Raw genomic sequence first — 21927 nt, 5'->3', positions numbered from 1 at the left:
TTTCTTCACCGACGAAGATTGTTTACCGGACCATACGGTCATTAGACTAAGCAACGAGCGATCAATTATTGTCGCTCGGCTTTCCGAGCAGTTCGCGGTTTCTTATCGCCCAATCAGCTCGAAAAGCTGAGCGACATTGTCAAGTGCGACGTTTGTTTTCCGCTCATTCCTCATCATGAAGATCTGTCGAAACTGATGACAGATCACGGGCGTAAAACCGATGAAATTCGATGCCGAGCGACTGAACGCTTTAATTACAACGTATCGATTGGGGCTTTTCGAAGACACACTGCCCTTCTGGATTTCCCACGCCGTCGATCATGAACATGGTGGGGTCATGACTTGCCTTGATCGCGACGGGACGGTGATCGATACCGACAAAGGCGTCTGGCAGCAGGGACGTTTTGTCTGGTTACTTGGAGAGCTGTACAATAATGTTCATCAACATCGGCCTTGGTTGGAGTTAGCGCAGGATGGTGCCAGATTTCTAGAGGAATACTGCGTCGATCGCTCCGACGGGCGAATGTGGTTCCAGGTCACTCGAGATGGTAAACCGATCCGCAAACGTCGTTATGCATTTTCGGAGAGTTTCGCAGCGATCGCATTTGGCGAACTCGCTCAAGCGACCGGCGAAAAGCGATATGCCAATCAAGCGATCTCTTGTTTCGAACGCTTTGTAAAGCATCACACAAAACGAAATCAGGCAGAGTCAAAGTTCACCGCAGTTCGCCCGACGAAAAGTCTGGCGTTTCCGATGATTGCGATCGCGACCGCGCGGCAATTGCTTGATTCGATCGGTTACGCCAAGGCAGACCATTGGATCACACGCAGTCTGGATGAAATTTTTCGCCATTTCCTAAAAGCGGAAATACGTTGTGTGATGGAGACCGTGGGGGAAAACGGCGACATCATCGATCATTTTGACGGTCGAACGCTAAATCCAGGGCATGCGATCGAAGCGGCCTGGTTTGTGATGCGTGAGGGTGAGCTGCGACAAGATCAAGAATTAATCGCGACCGGATGTCGAATGCTTGACTGGATGTGGCAACGCGGTTGGGATCAGATGCACGGCGGGATTTTGTACTTCGTCGACGTCAATGGTTTGCCCGTCCAAGAGTACTGGCATGATATGAAGTTTTGGTGGCCACAGTGCGAAGCCATCATCGCGACATTGATGGCCTACCGTTTGACGGGTGATGCGAAATACGCAACCTGGCATGGGCAAATCCACGATTGGTTCCACCAGCATTTTCCTGATGCCGATTCTGGAGAGTGCTTTGGGTATTTGCATCGCGACGGCACGCAAAGTTCTCGCATCAAGGGGAATCTATGGAAAGGCCCATTTCACATCCCAAGAATGCAACTGATGTGTCTGCAAATGTTGCAACCCGATTTCAAACGTTAGCAGCAAGCGTGTTGTCGAACCGGGTTGTAATGATTCGCTCGTCCATGTGCACTATCGCGAGCCGGGGTGGGGGATCGGCGATAGAGGTTCGTCATAAGTGCGTCCGGCTGTTGGTTTTCGGATCGATCTTAGTCGCCTAGTATCTCAGCTACCGAATCGCCTAGCGCGGTCGGCAGTTGGTGAACTCCGTGGTAATTGAAATACACCGATTTGGTACCGCTCGTTTTCGGGACTTCAATATTACCGACACCTTCGATCGCAACTTGTAGCGGCAAATCCGTAAACCGAGCGGGCGTTACGAACCAAGCAAACTGTTCTTCACCTTCACTGGTCGGTAGTGCTTCGACGATCAATAAGAGCTCAGGATCCGTACCCGTAACGAGGGCGAAGATTGCACCATCAAGCACATCGGACTCGGCAGCTCCGGATTCGGGCAATTCAAAACGGTAGACCGGTTTAGAAAGCAATCGCAGGTCTTGTGGATTTTCGTCGAGCAACGTGGAAGCTTTCACGCCTGCCGCGATTTGGCGCATCTGAATCAAACGGTGGACTCGCCGAGCCCGTGGTGCGGCCAAGTCCAAGCGAATGGGTTCGTTTTCGATCGGGGGCGCATTCCAGAGCAAGCGATCCTGATAGTGAAGCGTTGCGGGTTGGCGGTTGACAGTATGGAATCCCATCGCGACGCGACGGGTCACTTGTAAACTGGCGGGATAGTCGTAGGAAAAGATCGTCCCGACAAAGGCTGGCCGGTTGCCTTGGAGCCAAACGAAGAAATCACCTTCGGTTCGACCTATCCGAACGGGATTGTCCCAGCTCAGCATCGCGCGGGGTTGCAGTTCGATCGCGCGCTGGTCACTTCCGATCGGTTTTATGTCGATTCGGCTTGCGACGGTTGCGTAAACTTCGCCCCAGGCTTTGGTGTCGAGCGCGCGTGCGTCGTCTTGTGCCACGGCAGCGGGCGGTTGGGTCAAATACACCGCGGCAACGGTAATCAGCCCACTGCCGATGATTTGAATGGTCAAACGACAACAAAAGGCGTGACTGTTGTTTTTCAGCATGATGTGGCTCCTCATCCGGACGATCTTCGATTGCTCTGGCAGACCGTCATTGATCGTAACAGAAAGAACGCAGACGTTGCCGGGGTAATATCGACGTTTTGTCTAATTTGGGCGCGCGCCATCTTCGATTTCGGGAGTGGATCGTCTACGGTCGTGCCCGTTTGGCTATGATTTGGCGATTCCGATTCAGGACGGTAGCTTGGCATTTAGGACCGCGACTAATACGAGCAAGATCACGAGAATCAGGACGACGATCGCTCGTGATTCCCAACGATCTTGGCGGCGGCGATCCTTTTGTGATCGGACGCGCATGCCGCGAAGCCAAAGCACAAACGAGGATCCGATCATGATCGTCAGTACGTTGATGAATACGACCAATAGCGGACCTATCACGGGGCGGCCTTCCGAGATCGGCGCCCAGATTCCAAACACGAGTTGCAAACCGGCGGTTGAAATCGGCGGAACAAGCGCGGCTGCGATCGCCGCCCCCGCCAAAGCGGACGAAAGGTGGCTACGCGTCCGTGCATAAGCGGCGGCCATTCCGCCGACCAATCCGACGCAAAAATCGATCGGTGACGGATTGCACCGGGCCCACATTTCGGTTGCCTTTTCCGGACTTAGGTCGGGACGGTCAAAAAGCAAAACGAACGCACCGAACAGGATGCTCGAACACAAAGCGCCAACAAACCCGAGGCCGATGGCACAAAACGCGGTCTTAAAAAGTGGTCTGTTTCCTAGCGTGATCGCTTGGCCGGCCCCCATAATCGGTGTCATTAAAGGGGCGATCAGCATCGCGCCGATGATCACTGCCGCGCTGTTTTGTAGCAATCCGAATGCGGCCAAGGTGCTCGACGCACTGATCAGTCCCAAAAATTCCCAGCTCGGGTTCGATCCCGATTCGAGGTCTTCCTGAAGTGCCAGCCGCTGGGAGCGGGTCAGTGGTGGCGTGATCGAATCGGTCCAGCGACGGAAGCGGGTGACTAGATTGGGAACGATGGATTGGCCATCACGGACAAGTAAGACGGATGTCCCAAAGTCATGATCGAGAAGCAATTGGCCGGTACGATAGACCACATCGCTTCGGTCAATCGATTCGATCGGAACGAGGACCAAAGTCTCGGGGTGACTTCCCTGTCGATCGAATGCTCGTCGGACCAAATCTATCCGTTGGGCTAATTCCAAATCAATCGGCGGTAGCGAGTGAGACGCCCAGGTCGAAGGACGCATGCCCAACAACCGCATGCTCAAGCGATTGGTTTCTTTGACATTCGCTTCGAAACCGCCAACGAGGTGAGATTCGTCCACCGGAGGTGCGGCCGCGGGACAAAGCCACACCACCGGGAATGTCGATTTCTCAAACAGTTGCTTCTGCCACGATTCGTGCTGGTCGGCATGCAGAATGACTAGGACACGTGACCCGATTTCGGAGCAACAATCTAGGATTTGGTCAAGGTCCTGCTCCAAGGCGAGCACTTTGGTTGAACCCTGATTTTGACGTTTGAACTTAGCGTCCAAAATCGACTCTGCGTGCCGGCGCAGGACTTCGCAGTCATTGCCAACGGCGATCGGCTGAATCGGGGCATCAAGTGATTCGGCAAAAACGGTTCCCCACTCCGCAGCATTTCGGACGTGCTCTTCGGAGTGAATCAGGATCGTGACACTCATTCGTCGACGTCGACCTTGCCCCGAGTCAGATGCAGCAGATTCTGGGAGTATTCTTTTCCGACAAACGTAGCAATCGAGATCGATTTACCGGCCATTGATTCTGGTATTTTGAAAGTCACCTTCAGCTGGCCGACTCCCGATGCTTGCCGAACGATTCTCTCGATTCGTTTTCCTTGCCCGTCTTTCAGAGTGACATGGAATGATTGCTCGCCGAGTTTTTCGGGAAGCGTGTGATTGACAGTCACAACGTAGTCCTCGCCCGCTGTTGCGCGTGCGGGCACCTTCAGTTTGAAGAGCGAGCGGTCTTGTTTCGGATTTTGTGTGGCATTTCGTTTCGCACGACGGGCGGTCGCTTCGGCTTGTTTTCGGTCGACGTAATCGCTGACGAGTTGGTCGTTGGTCCGATTGGAATAGGCTTGCAAGAAGTGGTCGCCGGTCGATTCGATGTAGTTTTGCATGGCAACCCGGTGTTCGGCGATTTCCTCTTGGTAGCGGGGATCGTCGATCAGGTTGACCAATGCGTCCGGGTCGTTTTCGTAGTCATAGAATTCTTCCCGCACACCGTGGCGGAAAAATTCAAGACGCTCGGCAATCTCCGAATCGGTGGGCGCAAGTTTGACCATCGCTCGATAGGAAAGTGTTCCCGTGGTGGCGGTCTTGAAGACGCGTTTGCCGTCGGGCCAAGCATTGAACAAATATCCGAAACGTTTGGATTGGACGCCACGCATGGGGCTTCGGTTTGATCCCGAGTTTTCGTTGTAGACTTTGTAGACCATGTCGCGATCGGCTTGCGTTTTTCCGCTCAGCGTTGGCGCGAAACTACGACCGTCGAAACCGCCCGGTTGCGGCAGTCCCGCGATGTCTAGAATCGTTGGCAGCAAATCGACTGCGGATACCATATGCCGGCGATCGACCGCACCGGCTTTGGTGATCTCAGGCACGCGAACGATCAGCGGGGTTCGAGTGCTGTGATGCCAAAGCGCAGTTTTTGCGAAAGGCAGCGGCATTCCGTGATCGGATAAAAATAATATTGCCGTCTGACTTTCTAATCCAGATTCGGAGAGAGCTTTCATGATTTGGCCGACGCAATCGTCGGCACGACGCACCGACGAATAATAGTGGGCCAGTTCCAGTCTTACGTCTGGATGATCGAACAGGAAGCCCGGAATGGGGACCTCTTCGGGAGTAAAAACGCGTGACGGAACGTTTGCATCATCGACGACGGCGCCGCCTTTTCCCATCGCATAAAACGGTTTGTGCGGGTCTGAAATGTTGACATTCAAGCAGAATGGTTTGCCCGCTTTGTTCGCCGATGCGATGCCGTGACGTACCGAACGGTAATAGGACTTTGGGTTTTTCATGTCCTGTTGTTTGCCGTCCAGAATCGTCAAGTCATCGTCCCATCCGTACGGTTGATACGGGGTCGAGTGAGAAACTTTTCCTCGGATGGCGACGTAGTAGCCGCCTTGTTTCATCACGTCGACCAAGTGTGGGTGTGACGCATCACGGACTTGATAAAAACCTTCGACCCCGGTGTTGTGTGGGTAGCGCCCCGACCACATCACGTTGCGCGAAGGAAAGCAATTACCGACTTGGACGTGGGCGTAGTGATAGCGCAGCCCGCTTGCCGCTAAGGCATCAATGTTCGGCGTGGTGCCCTCCAGTTCGCACCCGAATGCACCTACCGAATCACAACTCATGTCGTCGACGGTGATCAGCAACAAATTTAGACGTGCCGTTGGATCATCCTGCGCGGCCGCTTTCGAAACGCGGCCGACGAAAGGAAACGCGAGTAAGAGCCCAGCGAGTGCAAGCGAGTATCGAGTCATTTTAGAGTTCTTTGAGCTTCAAGTTACGGAAACGAATCAACATGTGATGACCGGCGTGAAGTTGCAGTCCGATCGGTCCTTTATCGTTGATGGCGATACCGGTGTAGTCGACGAATGCTTCGCCGTTGAGAAACGTCTGGATGCGTTTGTCTTTCAACACGATTCGCAGATGATTCCATTGCCCAACATGATGAACTTTGGCGATCTTGTCCGTTTGTGCGGGGTAGCTGCCGCGTTTGTCTTTTGGGGCGTAGATACAGCCGGTCATGTCTTTCTTCAAGCTACCAGAGATTCCAATTTGAACTTGGTGGCCGTCGCCTCGAAGCATCACCCCGGTGTCGTAGTAATCCGAAGGTGTTTGGTATTCCAACTCCAATTCGTAATTCGTGAATTCGCGGTCCGTCCAAAGGACAGATCCTTTCTCATTGATATTTTCGGCGATGATCACGCCGTCTTCGACTTTCCAGTGACCGTCGGTGTTTTCGGTGGGCTTCACGTTCCAGTTGTTGATCGACTTTCCATCGAAAATCGGAACTTCTTCGGCCGATGTCACTGTGGACAATAGCGTAACGGCGAGTGTGGTCGCCAAAGTTGTCTTCAGGCGTTGCAAGAGCATGAACGATCCGCCTCCGATCGCGGACGAGTGTGTACATGGAACGAGATTGCTTGGTGATGGGCTCCCGACGAATTGCGGAAGGCCATCGACCGTCATTCTAGCTCCATGCGGCACGTCTCGTGTTGGCCTCTCTTCTGTCCTGCCATGTTTTCATCGGAAACCAACCACGCGAACAACGAAGGCGCGTGCCGTTGAAGGGACAGCGTTAGCCGGCAGCGTTACTGGCCGGAACGCAGCGATGAACGCGTCATGGACACGAACGATCCGATGATCAGGGCAGCCACGATCAGAGAGAACGCCAGCTGCATTCCGGCGGGTAAGCCGAGTTCGTAGGACGTGATTCCGATCGCTGCGAGCCCCGCCAAGCCGACGGCCGTAAGCGCCTCTCCGGCGATTACACCCGAAGCGAACAAAATCCCAGGGTGTAAAATTTTGTCGTGTTCATCTTTGGGACGTCCGCGCGTGGCGAGGTGGGCGATCAATCCGCCGATCAGGATCGGAGTTGCCAAACCGAACGGCAAGTACATACCGACCGCGATCGGCATCAGGTGGGCGCGGTGATTGGAGCGTCGCTTCATGACTTCGTCGATGACCAAAATCACACCGCCGATCGCGGCACCGACGCCGATCAGGTGCCACGGCAATTCGCTTTCGCCAGAAAACCCTTTGGCCAGTGATGCGAATAGGCTCGCTTGTGGTGCGGCTAGCTTTTCGCCGCCAATCCCGCCTTCGGTGTTTTCGTGAAGCAGAGTCAAAACCGGAGCCATTACGAATGCGGCGACGAATACACCTGCGATTTGCATCATCTGCTGCCGAAACGGTGTCGCACCGACGATGGAACCGGTCTTGAGGTCATTGCAGACGTCACCACTGGTGCAAGCGACGCAGCAAACGATCGCGGCGATTCCTAGAGTCGATACCATCGCCTCGGTCCCCGATGAACCGTACAGCCACAGCATTCCTCCGGCGACCAGCACTGCCGTGATGGTCATCCCCGAGACGGGGCTGTTGGAATTCCCGACCAAGCCAACGATGTAACTGGCAACGGCGGTGAAGAAGAATCCCATCGCAAGCATCACAACGGTCGACAATATGGTGACGCCCATCGAATCGGTAAAACGATAGTTGATCACGGCGAGCATCGCCGTACAGACGAGTGCTAGGCCAACGATGATGGGGACGGGGAGGTCTTGGTCACCGGCCAGTTTCTTCTCCTGTTTTCCACCGAAGCCGGACCACAATTCTGTCACGGCGGCTTTTAAACCCGCGCGGACGGCGATCAGCGAACTGAGTCCGCCGACGACCATCGCTCCGACACCGACGTAACGAACCTCGCTGCTCCAGATTCTCCATGCCCCGTCGATCGCGGACTCTGTTTCGCTCGCACCGCCAAGCAACGGGATGCCGATTAGCCAACCCAGCGTCCCACCGATAAACACCAGTACGGCAACGTTCAGCCGAACGATGAAACCAACCGCGACAAGCATCGGTGATAGGTCACCGCCGAAGTAAAAGATTCTGCCTCCGGTCGCCGTCGCCGCTTGTAGCGTTTCTGTGACCAGACCCAAAAAGCCCGCGATAATTTTGAATAAGCCACCGAGTAGACCACCGGCAATCAAACGCGCGGCGGCTCCGTGCTGGCCCGACTCACCGGCTTCTAAGACGGCAGCACAGGCGATGCCTTCTGGGTAAGGTAAGTCTTCGTTATTGGAAACAAACACGCGGCGCATCGGGATCATAAACAGAATGCCCAACAAGCCACCGGTAAGTGCGACGATCGTCACCGTCCAAAAATCAAATGATTGCCAGTGCCCGATCAAAATCATCGCGGGCATCGTGAAGATGATGCCTGCCGCCAATGACTCACCCGCCGAGGCGCAGGTTTGGACCTGGTTTGCTTCAAGGATACTCGAACGCTTGAACAACAACTTAAACAACAGCATCGCCATGACGGCGGCGGGGATCGATGCCGAAACGGTCATCCCAGCTTTTAATCCGACATAGACATTGGCCGCACCCATGATGACGGCCAGTAGTAACCCGAGGACGATCACACGCAGGGTTAATTCTGCACGGGAATCATTTGTCTTCGGCCCGTTACTATCGCCACCGTTTTCCGTCGGGTGACTCGCGTAGGGATTCGTCGTCTCTGACATAGCGTTGAATTGATTGCCCAGTGCAAAGTTACCGTTTGGATTCAGATCGAACCGGGACGAATGCCCGTAGACTGATCAATCACAGCCAGTTTTCTGGTTGGAACAAAGCACCGGTCGGTGGTGGATGCTTTCGCAATAGAAGGTTGAAATCAAGAGCGAGACAATATAGCGAACACGCCGATCGTAGCGACGCCGCTGAGCGTGTGTCCTGTTGTGCTGCTGGCGTATTGTCGACGCAGAACTTGCGAATTACTCTGCCCACGGGGGTTCACAATTGGCTACATTGGGTCTCACTGCTAAGCCGCGTCATGCGACGATTCACTACGCTTGCCAGGACAGAAGCCTATGCGATTTTCCGCAGTGCGATGCACCGTCATTGTGTTCTGGGCGATAGCCCAAACGTCTTTTGTGATCGGTCCAGGACACGTCGATGGAGGTGACACGGCAGGACTTGTCGCGTCGGTTGAGCCGAGGCAAAAGGGCGGCCAAAGTCTTGGATCGATCGGGTCAACTGCGGATTTCAAATCGTTTTCAGGTTGCTTTAAATCAAACGCCGATCGAGAACGCTTCAGCAGCGTTGTCGGAAAACTTTCCAAGGTCGCCGATCGATATGATGAATGGGGACTGACCCGGACGACACGTCACTTTGGCGAGTTCGAAGATCTTTCCCACGAAGATGTGATGGGGACCGATTGGGCATCGCAAACGTGCGACCTTGATTACCATGAAAATTTTCTTCGTCAGGGACTGTGTTATCGGGCCGAGCGACTGTCGCCGGAACACCGACGTATGCGATGTTGTTTCGATGGAACGTTGGCGCGAATCCGCAGTCCTTTTGGATTGATTAACGGACCAGAACGTGCAGTGGTCGGCGCGTTTGAAGAATCGTTTCGCTTATCGTGTCCCCATACTGCGATCATCAGCGCGTCTTTGGGGCCATCGATCGAATGGTTGTTCAGTCCGGATCTTGCGGAGCGGATGTTTACGAATCGCTTTGCCCTTGGTCCGATCACCGTTAAGCAAGGCGATATCGATGGGCACTCATGCTATCAGGTGCAGTGGCGGACCATTGCCGAACGAGATGGTCATTTGATTCATTGTGACGTCAGTTTCGCAAAAGATCGCGACTTGCTGCCAATACGCGAACAATTCAAGACGTCGGTCTCGGCATCTGCTCGGGAGATCCGCACCGCAACGACGACGTCATTCCAGCAGGATAGCCGTGGACGATGGTTTCCCCAGCAAGTGATGGTGTCGACCAACTACGGTAAGCTCGCGCACGTGTCGCAGTTGTCGTTCGACCTGAATCGCCAATTTCAAGATCGCTCCGTGTACTCCGATGGCTCCGCGCTTTTGGCCGTGCATGAAAATCCGCCACCGGCCCTGGTCAAGCCTTACGTGTCACCGGAATTATTGACGACGGAACCGGAGCGTGGCTTTCAGTCCGGTCACACGCTGCTTGCCGATCAGGGGCACGTTCTTGTCATGATTATCGCAAGCGTGCTGATCTCGTCGGGGCTGGTGGTCTGGGGGATGTGGCGAACACGAACGGGGGCAGCGTTTCGGCATGCTTGCGATGAGCATCGAGTCATCGTTGGCTTAGTCGGGATCGTTGCTACGGGGGCATTTGGCGGCTTGTGTTCGGTTCCACCGGGATGGACGACGTTTGGTGTCGCGTCAATCTGCACCGGCGTCTTTGGCCTCGGTTGGATCTTGTTGCAAATGTTATTGTTCGGGGAGACTAAGGTCTCGTTGCGCACAACATTCTGTGCCGCGACCGCCTTTGCGATCTTGATCGCCGGTTACAGCATGGGGTTTAAACGTATGAAAGTGCGTGACCGAATGCTTGATGAAATTCGCTATTCCGGGGGCCAGGTCGTCGTCGGGCTTTGGCACCTCGATGAAGAAGGGCTTTTCTTGCCAGCCCCGCTGGCAGAGTTCTTTGGCGAAGCATGGACCGGTCGGGCCCGACGTGCGGCCGTCGAAGCGACCAGCTTCCGAGGCCCCAACGTTGAACGGTGGTGTATGGAGGAACTGCGGTGGTTGGGTGTTGCTTCAGAAATGAACACCGACTTCCAGGTAGACGCAGACGCGCTCCAAGCAATCGGTGACGATGCGATGATGTGGACGTTTCATGCCGACAACGGCTACTTGGACGACGATGGGATGTCAGAATTGTCGCGCTTTGCCAGCTTGGTCGATCTGCATTTTGACTGCCAACAGAAACCGGTCTCCGAGCGAATTGGCGAGCTAAAAAATTTGGAACGAGTTTGGCTTACCGACCCGATTGTCGACGATCAATTGTTCGACAGACTCAGCCGGGCACCGCGTCTGGACAGCGTTTACTTGATCAATCCCGAATTCAGTGTCGAACCACTTCGGCCAGTTGAGCGGAAATTCAAAACCGTCGAAATCCGGCACGCGTCGATCGATCATGAAGACATGCAAAAACTGGGGAAGATCCCGACGTCACTGGCGTTTGTCCATTGCAAGTTTGACTTTGCCAAGACCCACACGCCGGTCGGCATGGATCGAACAAGGACGCTCGTCGTTCACGGTTGTGGGATGGATGACGAATCGCTGGTTGCGATGGGAGATTCGCCGCAACTAACTTGGTTTCATCTTGGCGAAACCAACGTGACCGTTCGAGGGATCGAAGCGTTCAGCAAGGCGCACCCTTCGATTCCGATCACGTTAGAATAACGCTGCGAACGAACTGTAATGGTGTAAATGATCGGCATCGCATCGCTGCGACGATTGCCGTCGCAACGGATCAATAGTGAGGTGGTTTTTCATCGGCCAACTCGCCGCGTGGTTCGACGGCATGTTTCAACCGATCAAGATCTTGTTCCCACTTGAGTGCTTGCTTTAGCAAACGCTGAATATCTCGCGTTTGATCGATCACCACTTGATTTAATTCGTCATACTGACGCTGCAAGTGTGCGAGTTGCGATTCCAATTCGATGATCCGATCTGAATGATCTTTCATTGGTATACTTCGGTTTCCGCTATAAAGTACCGATCCGAATACGTGTTCGCTGATCGCAACGTTCGCTGATCCTAACGGCAAGGCGATCGCTTTGTTCGGTCTTATTCGTATTGTCTCGCTAATCAATCCCGCCTACCACCGCTAACGCCGCAAATGGTTGCCCCGCTTTATCCTCGCCAGCGTCTCTTGATGGGGCCCGGTCCGAGTACCGTTCCCGCACGCATATTGAAGGCCATCTCCTCCCCCACTCTGGGGCATCTTGATCCACAGTACATTGGATTCATGGATGAAACATGCGAGATGATTCGTCAAGTTTATCGCACCAGCAATGCATTGTCGTTCCCCGTATCCGGGACCGGGATGGCCGGAATGGAAACGATCATGGTGAACTTGGTCGAACCCGGTGACGAAGCAATCGTGATGGTCAACGGCGTCTTCGGCGGTCGGATGAAAGACGTACTCAGCCGTTGCGGGGCTCGAGTGCATTCGGTGGAAGTCCCTTGGGGGGAGAGTTTTTCGCGACAGCACTTCGCCGACGCCGTCAAAGAACATCCGAACGCCAAATTGCTAGCCGTCGTTCACGCCGAAACGTCCACCGGCGCGCTGCAAGATCTCTCGGAAGTCGGTGACATTGTCCACCGAGCCGGAATGCTGTTGGCCGTTGACGCCGTAACTTCGATCGGCGGTCACGAGCTAAGAGTCGATGACTGGGGGATCGATGCAATTTATTCGGGAACCCAGAAATGTCTGTCCTGCCCACCGGGGCTCTCACCGGTATCGTTTTCGCCACGCGCCATAGAAGTGATCGAAGCCCGCAAGTCACCCGTGCAAAGCTGGTACCTGGACGTAACCATGCTTAAGAATTATTACACCGGTGCCGGAGGGCGAGCCTATCATCACACAGCTCCGATCAACATGGTTTATGCCCTCCGCGAAGCGCTCTCGATTGTGCTCGAAGAAGGACTTGACGAACGCGTCGAACGCCATCGCCAAATGCACCAGCGACTGCGGCAAGGTCTCGAGTCACTCGGACTGAAGTACATCCCCGAACATTCGCTGCACACGCTCAATTGCGTCTCTGTTCCCGAAGGAATCGACGAAGCGGCAGTGCGAAAACGATTGCTCGATGAGTACGACATCGAAATCGGAGGCGGGCTCGGTGTGTTCGCCGGGAAGGCTTGGCGGATTGGATTGATGGGAGAATCGGCATCCGAGAAAAACATCCTGACACTTCTCGCGGCGCTCGAACAATGTCTTCAATCATGACCGAACTTCGCTCGCTCGCAGAAGTGTTGCCGCCCGGTCGTGTCAGCGATGATCCTTCGTTTCGTGCCGCCTTTGAATCGGATGGGTTGACCGCGTTTCGAAAACGTCCGTTGGGTGTGGTGATTCCTGAATCGCAGGACGAAGTGATCCACGCCGTTCGCTGGTGCGATCGGCATCGTGTCCCATTCGTCGCTCGTGGTAGCGGAACGAGTTTGTCGGGAGGTTCAATGCCGGTCGATGATGGCATCGTGATCTCGCTCAATAAGCTGCGCCGGATTTTCAAAGTCGATCCGGACAACCGTATCGCCGTCGTTGAGCCGGGCGTCATCAACCTGCACGTCTCAAATGCCGCCGCACCGCATGGTTTGTACTATGCCCCGGATCCGTCGAGTCAAAAGATCTGCACGCTCGGTGGGAACATCGCTTTTAACTCGGGCGGTGCACATTGCTTGAAGTACGGCATGACCAGTAATCACGTCATAGGGATGAAGGTCGTTACCGCAAACGGCGAAGTCGCTCACTTCGGTGGCGAATCGGTTGAATCAATCGGCGCCGACATGACGGGGTTGTTCTGTGGAAGCGAGGGGTTGTTTGGGATCGCACTTGAGATCACGCTGCGGCTTTTGCCACGTCCGGAATGTTTTCATACCGTACTGATTGGCTATCGATCGTTGCGCGACGCCGGAGACGCTGTCTCTGCGGTGATCGATGCTGGTCTCTTGCCTGGCGCAATGGAAATCATGGAATCGTTGGCGATCGAAGCCGCCGAGGCTGCGACCGCATGTGGTTATCCTCGAGGTGCCGCTGCAGTGCTGATCGTCGAACTCGAAGGCCCTCGTGAGCGGATCGAGCTTGAAAAGCAACAACTTCACGAAGTCATCGCTCGTACAAACGCATTCGAAACCGTCGTGGCCGCCAACAGCGCCCAGCGTGATGCGATTTGGGGAGGACGCAAAAGTGCGTTTTCCGCTGTCGGTAAGCTAAGTCCCGATTTTCTGGTTCAGGATGGCGTCGTCCCCCGCAAACGGCTCGGCGAAGCACTCGAGAAAATTCAACAGTTCTCCGAAGCATCGGGATTACGATGCGCAAATGTCTTTCATGCCGGTGACGGCAACTTGCATCCGCTGATTCTATTTGATGATTCGATTGAGGGACAACTAGAACAAGCCGAAGCACTTGCCGGGCAAATCCTCTCCCTTTGTGTCGAAATGGGAGGCTCGATCACCGGCGAACATGGCGTGGGAATCGAGAAACGCGAATTCCTTTCGCAGATGTACGATCCGCCTTCAATGGCCGTGATGCACCGAGTCCGCCATGCCTTCGACCCACATCATGTCGCAAATCCGGGGAAAATGTTTCCCCACGGTGACGACGGACGCGAGGAGATTACGAAACCAAAGACGAAAGCGACGTCGTCTGCGACGTGTCCACCAGACCTGCGGGAGCCGATCGAAGTTGACTCCCCGGAACAACTGCGTCAAGCGATCGCGGATCTCGATCAAGTTCTGGTCGTTGGTAATCAAACCAAGTCGCCGCTCTCTCAATTCGTTAACGTACCTCTATTGACGACCCGCACGATCAGCGGAATGACGGAGTACGAACCATCGGAGTTCACGTTTTCGGCACTCGCCGGGACACCGGTCAAACAGATCGTCCGAGAGCTTGCAAAGCAACGGCAGTACTTGCCCTTCGATCCTTTGTTGGTTGAATCGGGCGCGACGATCGGCGGAACGGTTGCGGCCGGACTGAGTGGTCCCGGTCGTCATCGCTACGGCGGGCTTCGCGATTTTGTCCTGGGCGCGACTTTTGTTGATGGCGACGCGACGGTCATTAAATCTGGCGGACGCGTCGTGAAAAATGCTGCCGGGTTTGACCTTCCAAAACTATTCGTTGGCAGTTGTGGGCGACTGGCCGCGATGACCGAATTGACATTCAAGGTTTTCCCCAAGCCGGTCGAACTGCACTCGTATTACCACCGCTGTAAAGACCATGCTTCGGCGTTGCGTTTGGTCGCCGGTCTTGCCCGTGGTCGGTGGGAATTGGACGCGATTGACTACGACGCGAGCAATCGTGCGATCTGGATTCGGATCGGCACGACCATCGGTGTCGCCAAAGCGATGCTCGAAGATATACATCAGGTCTTGTCGGTTACGTTTCAAGCGATCGAGAGAGATCGGATTGAATCGTCGCCACCGACGCCGTGGCTGGAATCGGGACAGTTTGGCTGGCCTGAGCGTCAGCCGAACAGCCTGGTTTGTCAGATCCCGACATCGATCGAAAAAGCGGGATACCTCGCACATTGGTGTGATCAACAATGCGGTCCGAAATCGCCACAGTTGTTTGTTAGCGTTGCCGGGGCTGTCGGTTGGCTCGCCTGTGACACGCTATCGCTGGAATCGCTCAATCAGTTTTTGAAACAGCATTCGATGAAGGCATTGGTAATCACGAGTGCGTTATCGGCCGCCGATATGTCAGCGTTTAGACACCCCGTCATCGCATCGACAGAGTCGCAACCGATTGATTTAGCCGTCAAAGGTTCGCTCGATCGAGTCGCACGTTTTCCTAATTTGATTTAAGTCGTATGCGTCACGAGATCGATCGCGAAAAGTTTGGGGCGATGGGCCCCGTCATGGCTGACGCCGTCAGCCAATGCGTCCACTGTGGATTCTGTCTTTCAGCCTGTCCGACGTATCAGGAACTTGGCCGAGAGACGGACTCACCGCGAGGGCGGATCATTTTGATGAAAGAGGTGCTCGAAGGGACTGTCCCATTGGAATCGGCATCTCCCCATTTGGATGCTTGCTTAGGATGTCTGGGGTGCGTCCCCGCGTGTCCTTCGGAAGTGCCTTACGGTGACTTGATCAGTCCGTTTCGCGCACTTCACGAAAAGCAAAAGCCGAAAACGCTGGGCGATCGCCTCAAGCGACAGCTCGCGCAATCGACTTTGCCCTACCCGACTCGGTTTCGAATGGCGGCGATGTCGGGCAAGCTTGTCAAACCACTTGCGCGATTTTTGCCTCAGCCGCTACGTGTGATGCTGGAAATGCTGCCGAGTCGCTTGCCGCGTCGACAACGGCTCGCGGAAACCTATCCGGCGAAGACGAATCGTCGCGGTCGTGTCGCATTACTCGCCGGGTGTGCCCAGCAAGTCCTCGCGCCTGATATCAATTTGGCAACGATCGAAGTACTCAATCGAAATGGGATCGAAGTCGTGGTCCCCAAAGGCCAAGGCTGCTGCGGGGCATTGTCTTGGCACGTCGGTAACCTTAACGCGGCCCGGCAAATGGCGATCAAGAATCTCGCCGTGTTTGACATGGAAGTCGACGCAGTGGTGACCAATGCGGCGGGATGCGGAAGTGGAATTCACGAGTACCCGTTGATTTTGAAAGGTACCGAGCACGAATCGGCCGCCCGTCGTCTCGCAAAACAAACGATGGATGTGTCGGTGTACTTGGCGTCACTCGATTCTTTGGAGCCAATCCCTAAGCCGCGGTCGGTCAAGACAATTGCCTACCACGATGCGTGTCACTTGGCCAACGCGCAGGGTGTTCGATTTCAGCCGCGGGAACTGCTGGGCAAAATTCCGGGGGTTAACTTAGTCGAAGTTGCGGACGGGCATCTGTGTTGCGGGTCAGCAGGGACGTACAACATTGACCAGCCTGAAATCGCAACGTCGCTCGGCAAGCAGAAGGCAATGCACGTGGATGAAACCGGGGCAAGTGTCGTCGCGATGGGGAACATCGGTTGCATGGCTCAAATTGAAAAGCATCTCGGCGAACGCGGCAGTTTGGTCAAGGTGCGGCACACCATGCAGGTCCTGCGCGACGCTTACTGCCAAACCGAAATGACTTCGTGATCGCTGCCGCGAGGCCGCGATGTTTTGCAAAAAGAATTTCTACCTCTAGCTAGTTGCCGGATGGCGGCCGGTAGGGATTGGCATCTTGATCCGATCCGTCGAATGCGGATGCCGCCGGTGATTTGAGTTCGTTCAAGCGATCGGTACCGATTGGATCGTCGTCGTATTGAGATCCAATCGCCATTAGGCGTTTTTTGCGTTCCTCGAATGCTGATTTCCTGCGTTTGTCCATCGCGGTCATCGCAGGGATTAGAACAAAGACGACTAAGGCAATCAGTAAAATGAGCATCAACATGAATGCCTTCCAATAAGCTCCAGTGTTTGTTCGTTTATTTTGCGATCGTCAGTTGCTTGCCTGGCGTCGCACCGCGCCGCGATTGGGTTTCTGGATCGTATTCTGACTCATGCACAAGATTCAAGAACGCGATGCACATTTCATCGGTAGTCTTTTCACCCCATCCAATCGGTTGCGGAGGATCATGGGGATTGTTGGGGTTGGCTTCGGAGTTATCAAAGGTCGCTTTGAGTTTGACGATCGTACCGGCAGGCAGATGCTGTAGGTCTCGGTAGCGGTACATGGTTTGCCAGTTGAAGTCCCAGTCATCGATCTCAATTAGCGGCAACGTTTTTCCATCGGGTAGGTGGGCGACGACAGACATCGTTTCGCCGATCAAGTGCATGTGAGGAGTGATGCCGTATAAAAAGCTGTCGTTGCGAATCCGGCATTCCGCCTCGACTTGATAGTTTTCTGATCCCGGCGGAATGATGAAGTCGTGGTTGATCGCAAGTTGCATTCGAGTCGGTACGGGGGCCTCTGCTTTGGAGAAATACAGACCGAATTGCGTTTGGTCCTGTTCCTCGAAACCGGTTCGGTAGTAATGCACTTGAACGACAATGTCACACTTTTTAGGCAGCCATTGGCCGGATCCCAGTGGAGTCCGAATCGGCTGCATACCCGGTGCCCATCCACCGAGCATCGATGCCGGATCGAACCCAACGTCGCCAAAACGGGTGTATCCTGGTCCAGGATCTTGAGCGTCTAGTTGTCGAGCCTTTCCGCTTGTATCGACATAGACGATGACATGGTGCACGGTGTTGCGGTTTCCGGGACGCACGTCGATCGCCTCGACGAATCGATCTTGGTCGGCTTCGTAAGGAATGATGAAGTGTCGATAATCGTCTTCGCCTTCCGGCGAAATGGTGTATGGCTCGGGCATCGAAAGGACTAAGTCCGGCGTCCCCGCCGGCCAGAGATCGTTGTAACGCGGCGGCGGTGGCAGTTCGGTTGCGTTCCCGAGCGGCGTATCCTGTTCGACCCAGCGAGCGATCAAGTCGATTTCCGAATCGGAAAGACTAAGGTCGTTGCTGAAGTGCCCCACCGAGGGCGACGCTTTCCAGGGAGGCATGACACGAGATTCGGTGTAGGCGGCAATCTCGGTTCGCCAGCGAACGGCATCGTCGTAATCTTCAATCGCGAAGGGAGCAATTTGGCCTTCGCGGTGACAACTTTGGCATTTGTCTTGCAATATCCGAGCAACATGACCGGAGTAAGTGACCTGGTCATCTTCGCGAATTTCGTCCAAGTGAATGCTGCATCCCATCGACGAAGTACTGGTGACCGTGATCGGGCGATCGGCGAGCAGATCTGTCAGAGCGGTCCGCAAATGCGTTCCTTTGACACGATTTTCATAGCGGTTATCGTCGATCGCGCCCCGATAGCGAATAACCGAGTGCTGATCGATAAGGAACGCCTGCGGAGTCATCGTTGCGCCAAGTCGTTTCGCCAGGTAACCATGGCGGTCGCGAACACATGGAAACGGGAATTTGGCACGGTCCCGATAATCGGTGATTCCTTCGTCGGTCTCGTCGCTATTGGCGAAGACTGCGAACAGTCGAACTCCGTCTCGAACGAAGTCTTCCTGCATCCGATTGAGCCTTGACGTGTATCGCTTCGCGAGCGGACAAACCGTCGAAGAGAAAATGAACACAACCGGTCCGTCTTGGACAACTTCGTTCAAGTAGACCGCTTCACCATCCACCGTTGTGAACGCGAGTCCTTTGAGTGACTGACCAACCTCGACCGCCTTTTCATCGGTCAGCAGATTGTATCCGGAGCGAACCTGTTTACTCGATTCCTCGCATTTGGCGTTGGACGCTGGGAGCAGCAAAACGACTACGCTAACGCACACCGAGACCAAGCATGACCGAGTGTTCATCGTGATTGCGATTGGAACGGGGGATATGGTTGACTTTCACTGACAGCTTAACAGGTTCGGGGGGGCGAGTCAGTGCGAATCGGGCGCGGGTAGATGTGGAAAACATTGCCAAGGAATCGCTTTTGTGCCCGAATTGGGGGCTGAAAATACAAGGCCTGACGAAATTCACTGGGCATCGGGCAAAGCGAAGATGAACCCGCGAACTTCGCGGTTGGTAATTCGAGTGCTTCGCATTGATGACTGTCTTGAGTACGAGCGGTCTGTCGATGCCCGTTAGGCCCGGGGATGACGACACGACGCTGTCTCCCGCCAATCGGCTGATTTCGACCGGCGGATGAAATACCGCATGATTTGCCGGGACCCTCGGGGGATCGGACGCGAACCGTCGCTTCGTGCGCCCTCGAGCACTTGTTTTTATGCCGTACAATAAAGGCATAGAGTTCCCATTTTCCCAATCGACCGATGGCGCATTGACGATGCCACTTTTACCCCTGATTCACTGCCAATTCAATCGACTAGGGCGATCCCTGCTGACCGCCGGCACGCCTCTTTTGCTCTTGGTTGCTGGGAGCGTCGGGTGTGATCGGCTGCCATATTTCGGATCAGAAACTAGCAATACGAGCGCAACATCGCCGGAAGTTGTCGCGGTCGTCTCCGAAACCAGCGGAATTTCAGCCGAGGAAGACTCGGCCAAGCAGCGTATCGGTCGATTGCTGGAAGCGGTGCTGCCGACCCTAGAGGAAACGCGAGTTTTGGTCGATCAGCACGCCGACTTGCCCGATAGCTCATCGATCCCATTCCGAACGGATAAACAATCCAACTCGGCGGCAATCAATGAGTTGCTCGATGAAGCTATCGTCGCATTGAGCCTGTCGGAGGTCAGCGACTATCGCCAGCAGATCCGGCAAGCGACCGAAGCGATCGCGCAGTCGCAAGAAAAAATCGCCGACTATCGGCGGCAACGTCTAAGTGCGGCGTGGGCAAAAGATCAATCGCAACTTGAAAAGGTGAACCCGTTTGAACTTTCCAAAGAAGCAATCGATGAACAAATCAAATCCGAACAAGATTCTATCGAACAGCAACGAGAGCAATTAGCGGCACTCAAGAAAACGTTTGCCGAAGAACTGACCCGCATCGGAATCGAAGTCGACGAAGCAAGCGTTGACTCGCTGCTTTCATCCGTTTCTGGCGATGACATCGTTTCGATGGCGGTGGTATTCGATAACATCAAACAGCTCACCACCCAGCTCCAAGAATTGACCGAACAGAGCGGCGAAGCCTTGGAGACCTCGAAACGGTACTATGGCATGTACGTTGTCTTGGTTCATGTCATGGATCGAATTCAAAAGACATTCATCCGCGACATTAACACCGTTTACATTCCAAAGCTAAACGGATTCTCCGATCAAGCGACGAAGAATATTCAGCAGGCGCAAGTGTTGATCAAGGCCAAAGGCGGTGACGTCGAAACCTTGCGCGGCAACATCGAATCAAACGAATTGACTCGCCATACCGCCAAGTTGTACATCGAGTTTCTAGAGCAGAACGCTGAGCAAATTGCGACCGAAAACAAACGTGCGCAAAAAAATCTTGCCACGGCAATGAATACCTACGACACCGTGAAGCTTTCCAGTGACGTAGCCAAGCTGATGAACAGCGGTCGGCGGGACTTTGACGCATTGATGAAACTGAAGGTGCCATCGTTACGTGAATTCAATAACGATGCGATTCGCAAAGAGTTTCAGCGAATGACCGGTGAGCTGCGATCAAACTAACGCGACGGCCCCTTGAGACGAAAGCCGTAGCCGCTAGACGTAGCCGGTTGCGGGAAGAAAACCCCAACACGGGACTTCAGAACCTCGGCCTCATGTCGAGGGCGAACGTGTGCGTTACGTGACTGATCTGGGGCACGCTTCGACCGGCAATCAAGGGACCGAAACTGGCAACGGAGTTTGGCACCGTTTCTTGGACAGCCGAAAGCTCCGATCATTACTGCTGGCCATCAGAAACCTGGCGCTGGATCTCGATCATTCACGAATGCTGCCGGGGGCCGTGTCCGTTACGCGACAGCAACGGCGCCAACCCTATTGAGATGTCTTCCAATACCGGCCTCGTTCCGGTCATCAGGGTCATTCAAGCAGTGACGCGTCTGCACCGGTAAAACCTTCGGCAACACCGCCATTTTCTCGCTTGGTGGCTGTGAGGCAAACCTAGGTTTCTGCGTTTCACGCGACGATCGCGTTTTACCAACATCGTCGCACTCGTCAGCCGAGTCCCAAGAATCCACAAGAACCCTCGCTATGATCGAAAACTCATTGAAAGGTATGACGCTCACCGGCGATGTTCGCACCGCCTTGCTAACCGCCGATGTGGATGGAAGCGGTGGACAGCAGCAAGCGTCCAACCAAGTGCTGACCCTCGATAACAACGATGTCGTTTATCTACCCTATCGGCCCAACGCAATTAACTACGTGTTGCCTCAGGGACGCGACGTAATCAGCTCAAATTTTTCGGGGTGTTACCTCGCTGCATACAAGCAGAACGGAGCCCTTCGCGTTGCCCATGTCGCAACGCCGTCGTGCAATGCGGCTTGGCAAACACTTAAGGGAACTGTCGAAGTCCTGGCCGAATTTAAACCCAGCGATCACGTCCCAATGGAAGCGTTGCAAAGCATCGCACAAGGCGGTTCGGCCCCGCAGATCCTGGGTATCTACACAACTCAAGGTTACTGCATCGCCGCGGCAGCGACCCAGGGCGGCGGCCAAATGAACGTCACCCACATGACGCTTGTCAAAGCGTGACCGTAGCCATGCGGTCGCTATCACAAGCAAAGTCGCCACGCTCGGTCAGGGCGTCGCACACCAACGCGAT

At 54.6% G+C, this 21927-nt stretch carries 15 protein-coding genes; 7 read left to right on the top strand and 8 right to left on the bottom strand.

Going from position 1 to position 21927, the window contains the following annotated elements; genetic code table 11:
• Positions 1-220 precede the first annotated feature (220 nt).
• Positions 221-1405, top strand: a complete 1185-nt coding sequence (locus tag FYC48_RS07695; RefSeq protein ID WP_149496110.1) for an AGE family epimerase/isomerase — start codon at positions 221-223, stop codon at positions 1403-1405.
• A 128-nt stretch (positions 1406-1533) separates the two neighbouring features.
• Here FYC48_RS07695 and FYC48_RS07690 read toward each other — a convergent pair whose 3' ends face one another.
• From FYC48_RS07690 to FYC48_RS07670, 5 genes are all read right to left on the bottom strand, one after another.
• Positions 1534-2463 (bottom strand): hypothetical protein, encoded by a 930-nt coding sequence (locus FYC48_RS07690; RefSeq protein WP_149496109.1) that lies wholly within the window; start codon positions 2461-2463, stop codon positions 1534-1536.
• A 186-nt stretch (positions 2464-2649) separates the two neighbouring features.
• Complete coding sequence (locus FYC48_RS07685; RefSeq protein ID WP_149496108.1) at positions 2650-4128, bottom strand: DUF389 domain-containing protein; 1479 nt, start codon at positions 4126-4128, stop codon at positions 2650-2652.
• Positions 4125-5957 carry a sulfatase family protein gene (locus tag FYC48_RS07680; protein ID WP_149496107.1) on the bottom strand — a complete coding sequence of 611 codons (1833 nt, stop codon included), beginning with the start codon at positions 5955-5957 and terminating at the stop codon, positions 4125-4127. Before FYC48_RS07680 ends, FYC48_RS07685 begins: the two co-directional genes overlap by 4 nt.
• Position 5958: 1 nt before the next feature.
• Entirely contained in the window at positions 5959-6573 is a 615-nt protein-coding gene (locus FYC48_RS07675) for a 3-keto-disaccharide hydrolase (protein WP_149496106.1), read from the bottom strand.
• Between the two features lie 218 nt (positions 6574-6791).
• On the bottom strand, positions 6792-8729 hold the full coding sequence (locus tag FYC48_RS07670) for an OPT family oligopeptide transporter (RefSeq protein WP_149496105.1): 1938 nt from the start codon (positions 8727-8729) through the stop codon (positions 6792-6794).
• Between the two features lie 345 nt (positions 8730-9074).
• On the opposite strand from FYC48_RS07670, the gene FYC48_RS07665 reads away from it, so the two are divergent.
• Positions 9075-11432, top strand: a complete 2358-nt coding sequence (locus FYC48_RS07665) for a hypothetical protein (protein ID WP_149496104.1) — start codon at positions 9075-9077, stop codon at positions 11430-11432.
• Positions 11433-11502: 70 nt separating this feature from the next.
• Here FYC48_RS07665 and FYC48_RS07660 read toward each other — a convergent pair whose 3' ends face one another.
• Positions 11503-11718, bottom strand: a complete 216-nt coding sequence (locus tag FYC48_RS07660) for a SlyX family protein (RefSeq protein ID WP_149496103.1) — start codon at positions 11716-11718, stop codon at positions 11503-11505.
• A gap of 153 nt (positions 11719-11871) precedes the next feature.
• Between FYC48_RS07660 and FYC48_RS07655 the strand changes: the two genes are divergently transcribed.
• Genes FYC48_RS07655 through FYC48_RS07645 form a run of 3 tightly spaced genes read left to right on the top strand, consistent with a single transcriptional unit; the run spans position 11872 to position 16840 of the window.
• Positions 11872-12984, top strand: coding sequence for a pyridoxal-phosphate-dependent aminotransferase family protein (locus tag FYC48_RS07655; protein ID WP_149496102.1), 1113 nt, complete (start codon positions 11872-11874; stop codon positions 12982-12984).
• Positions 12981-15560, top strand: a complete 2580-nt coding sequence (locus FYC48_RS07650) for an FAD-binding oxidoreductase (protein WP_149496101.1) — start codon at positions 12981-12983, stop codon at positions 15558-15560. Before FYC48_RS07655 ends, FYC48_RS07650 begins: the two co-directional genes overlap by 4 nt.
• A 5-nt stretch (positions 15561-15565) precedes the next feature.
• Entirely contained in the window at positions 15566-16840 is a 1275-nt protein-coding gene (locus FYC48_RS07645) for a (Fe-S)-binding protein (RefSeq protein WP_149496100.1), read from the top strand.
• 49 nt (positions 16841-16889) lie between these two features.
• Here the strand turns inward: FYC48_RS07645 and FYC48_RS07640 are convergent, their stop codons facing one another.
• Together FYC48_RS07640 and FYC48_RS07635 are read right to left on the bottom strand one after the other, a co-directional pair.
• Positions 16890-17135, bottom strand: coding sequence for a hypothetical protein (locus tag FYC48_RS07640; RefSeq protein WP_149496099.1), 246 nt, complete (start codon positions 17133-17135; stop codon positions 16890-16892).
• 34 nt (positions 17136-17169) lie between these two features.
• Positions 17170-19056 (bottom strand): redoxin domain-containing protein, encoded by a 1887-nt coding sequence (locus tag FYC48_RS07635; RefSeq protein WP_149496098.1) that lies wholly within the window; start codon positions 19054-19056, stop codon positions 17170-17172.
• Positions 19057-19532: 476 nt separating this feature from the next.
• Between FYC48_RS07635 and FYC48_RS07630 the strand changes: the two genes are divergently transcribed.
• Positions 19533-20831, top strand: a complete 1299-nt coding sequence (locus FYC48_RS07630; RefSeq protein WP_149496097.1) for a hypothetical protein — start codon at positions 19533-19535, stop codon at positions 20829-20831.
• Between the two features lie 525 nt (positions 20832-21356).
• Entirely contained in the window at positions 21357-21857 is a 501-nt protein-coding gene (locus tag FYC48_RS07625; protein ID WP_149496096.1) for a hypothetical protein, read from the top strand.
• The last annotated feature ends 70 nt before the right edge of the window (positions 21858-21927 follow it).

This window comes from Roseiconus lacunae (genome assembly GCF_008312935.1).
Lineage (GTDB): Bacteria > Planctomycetota > Planctomycetia > Pirellulales > Pirellulaceae > Stieleria > Stieleria lacunae.
Note: the sequence above shows the minus strand (reverse complement) of the source record. Positions and strands in the feature narration are given on the sequence as shown.

Coding starts and splice junctions, on each gene's coding strand:
- FYC48_RS07695 (WP_149496110.1), top strand. CDS start 221: ATGAAATTCGATGCCGAGCGACTGAACGCTTTAATTACAACGTATCGA.
- FYC48_RS07690 (WP_149496109.1), bottom strand. CDS start 2,463: ATGCTGAAAAACAACAGTCACGCCTTTTGTTGTCGTTTGACCATTCAA.
- FYC48_RS07685 (WP_149496108.1), bottom strand. CDS start 4,128: ATGAGTGTCACGATCCTGATTCACTCCGAAGAGCACGTCCGAAATGCT.
- FYC48_RS07680 (WP_149496107.1), bottom strand. CDS start 5,957: ATGACTCGATACTCGCTTGCACTCGCTGGGCTCTTACTCGCGTTTCCT.
- FYC48_RS07675 (WP_149496106.1), bottom strand. CDS start 6,573: ATGCTCTTGCAACGCCTGAAGACAACTTTGGCGACCACACTCGCCGTT.
- FYC48_RS07670 (WP_149496105.1), bottom strand. CDS start 8,729: ATGTCAGAGACGACGAATCCCTACGCGAGTCACCCGACGGAAAACGGT.
- FYC48_RS07665 (WP_149496104.1), top strand. CDS start 9,075: ATGCGATTTTCCGCAGTGCGATGCACCGTCATTGTGTTCTGGGCGATA.
- FYC48_RS07660 (WP_149496103.1), bottom strand. CDS start 11,718: ATGAAAGATCATTCAGATCGGATCATCGAATTGGAATCGCAACTCGCA.
- FYC48_RS07655 (WP_149496102.1), top strand. CDS start 11,872: ATGGTTGCCCCGCTTTATCCTCGCCAGCGTCTCTTGATGGGGCCCGGT.
- FYC48_RS07650 (WP_149496101.1), top strand. CDS start 12,981: ATGACCGAACTTCGCTCGCTCGCAGAAGTGTTGCCGCCCGGTCGTGTC.
- FYC48_RS07645 (WP_149496100.1), top strand. CDS start 15,566: ATGCGTCACGAGATCGATCGCGAAAAGTTTGGGGCGATGGGCCCCGTC.
- FYC48_RS07640 (WP_149496099.1), bottom strand. CDS start 17,135: ATGTTGATGCTCATTTTACTGATTGCCTTAGTCGTCTTTGTTCTAATC.
- FYC48_RS07635 (WP_149496098.1), bottom strand. CDS start 19,056: ATGAACACTCGGTCATGCTTGGTCTCGGTGTGCGTTAGCGTAGTCGTT.
- FYC48_RS07630 (WP_149496097.1), top strand. CDS start 19,533: ATGCCACTTTTACCCCTGATTCACTGCCAATTCAATCGACTAGGGCGA.
- FYC48_RS07625 (WP_149496096.1), top strand. CDS start 21,357: ATGATCGAAAACTCATTGAAAGGTATGACGCTCACCGGCGATGTTCGC.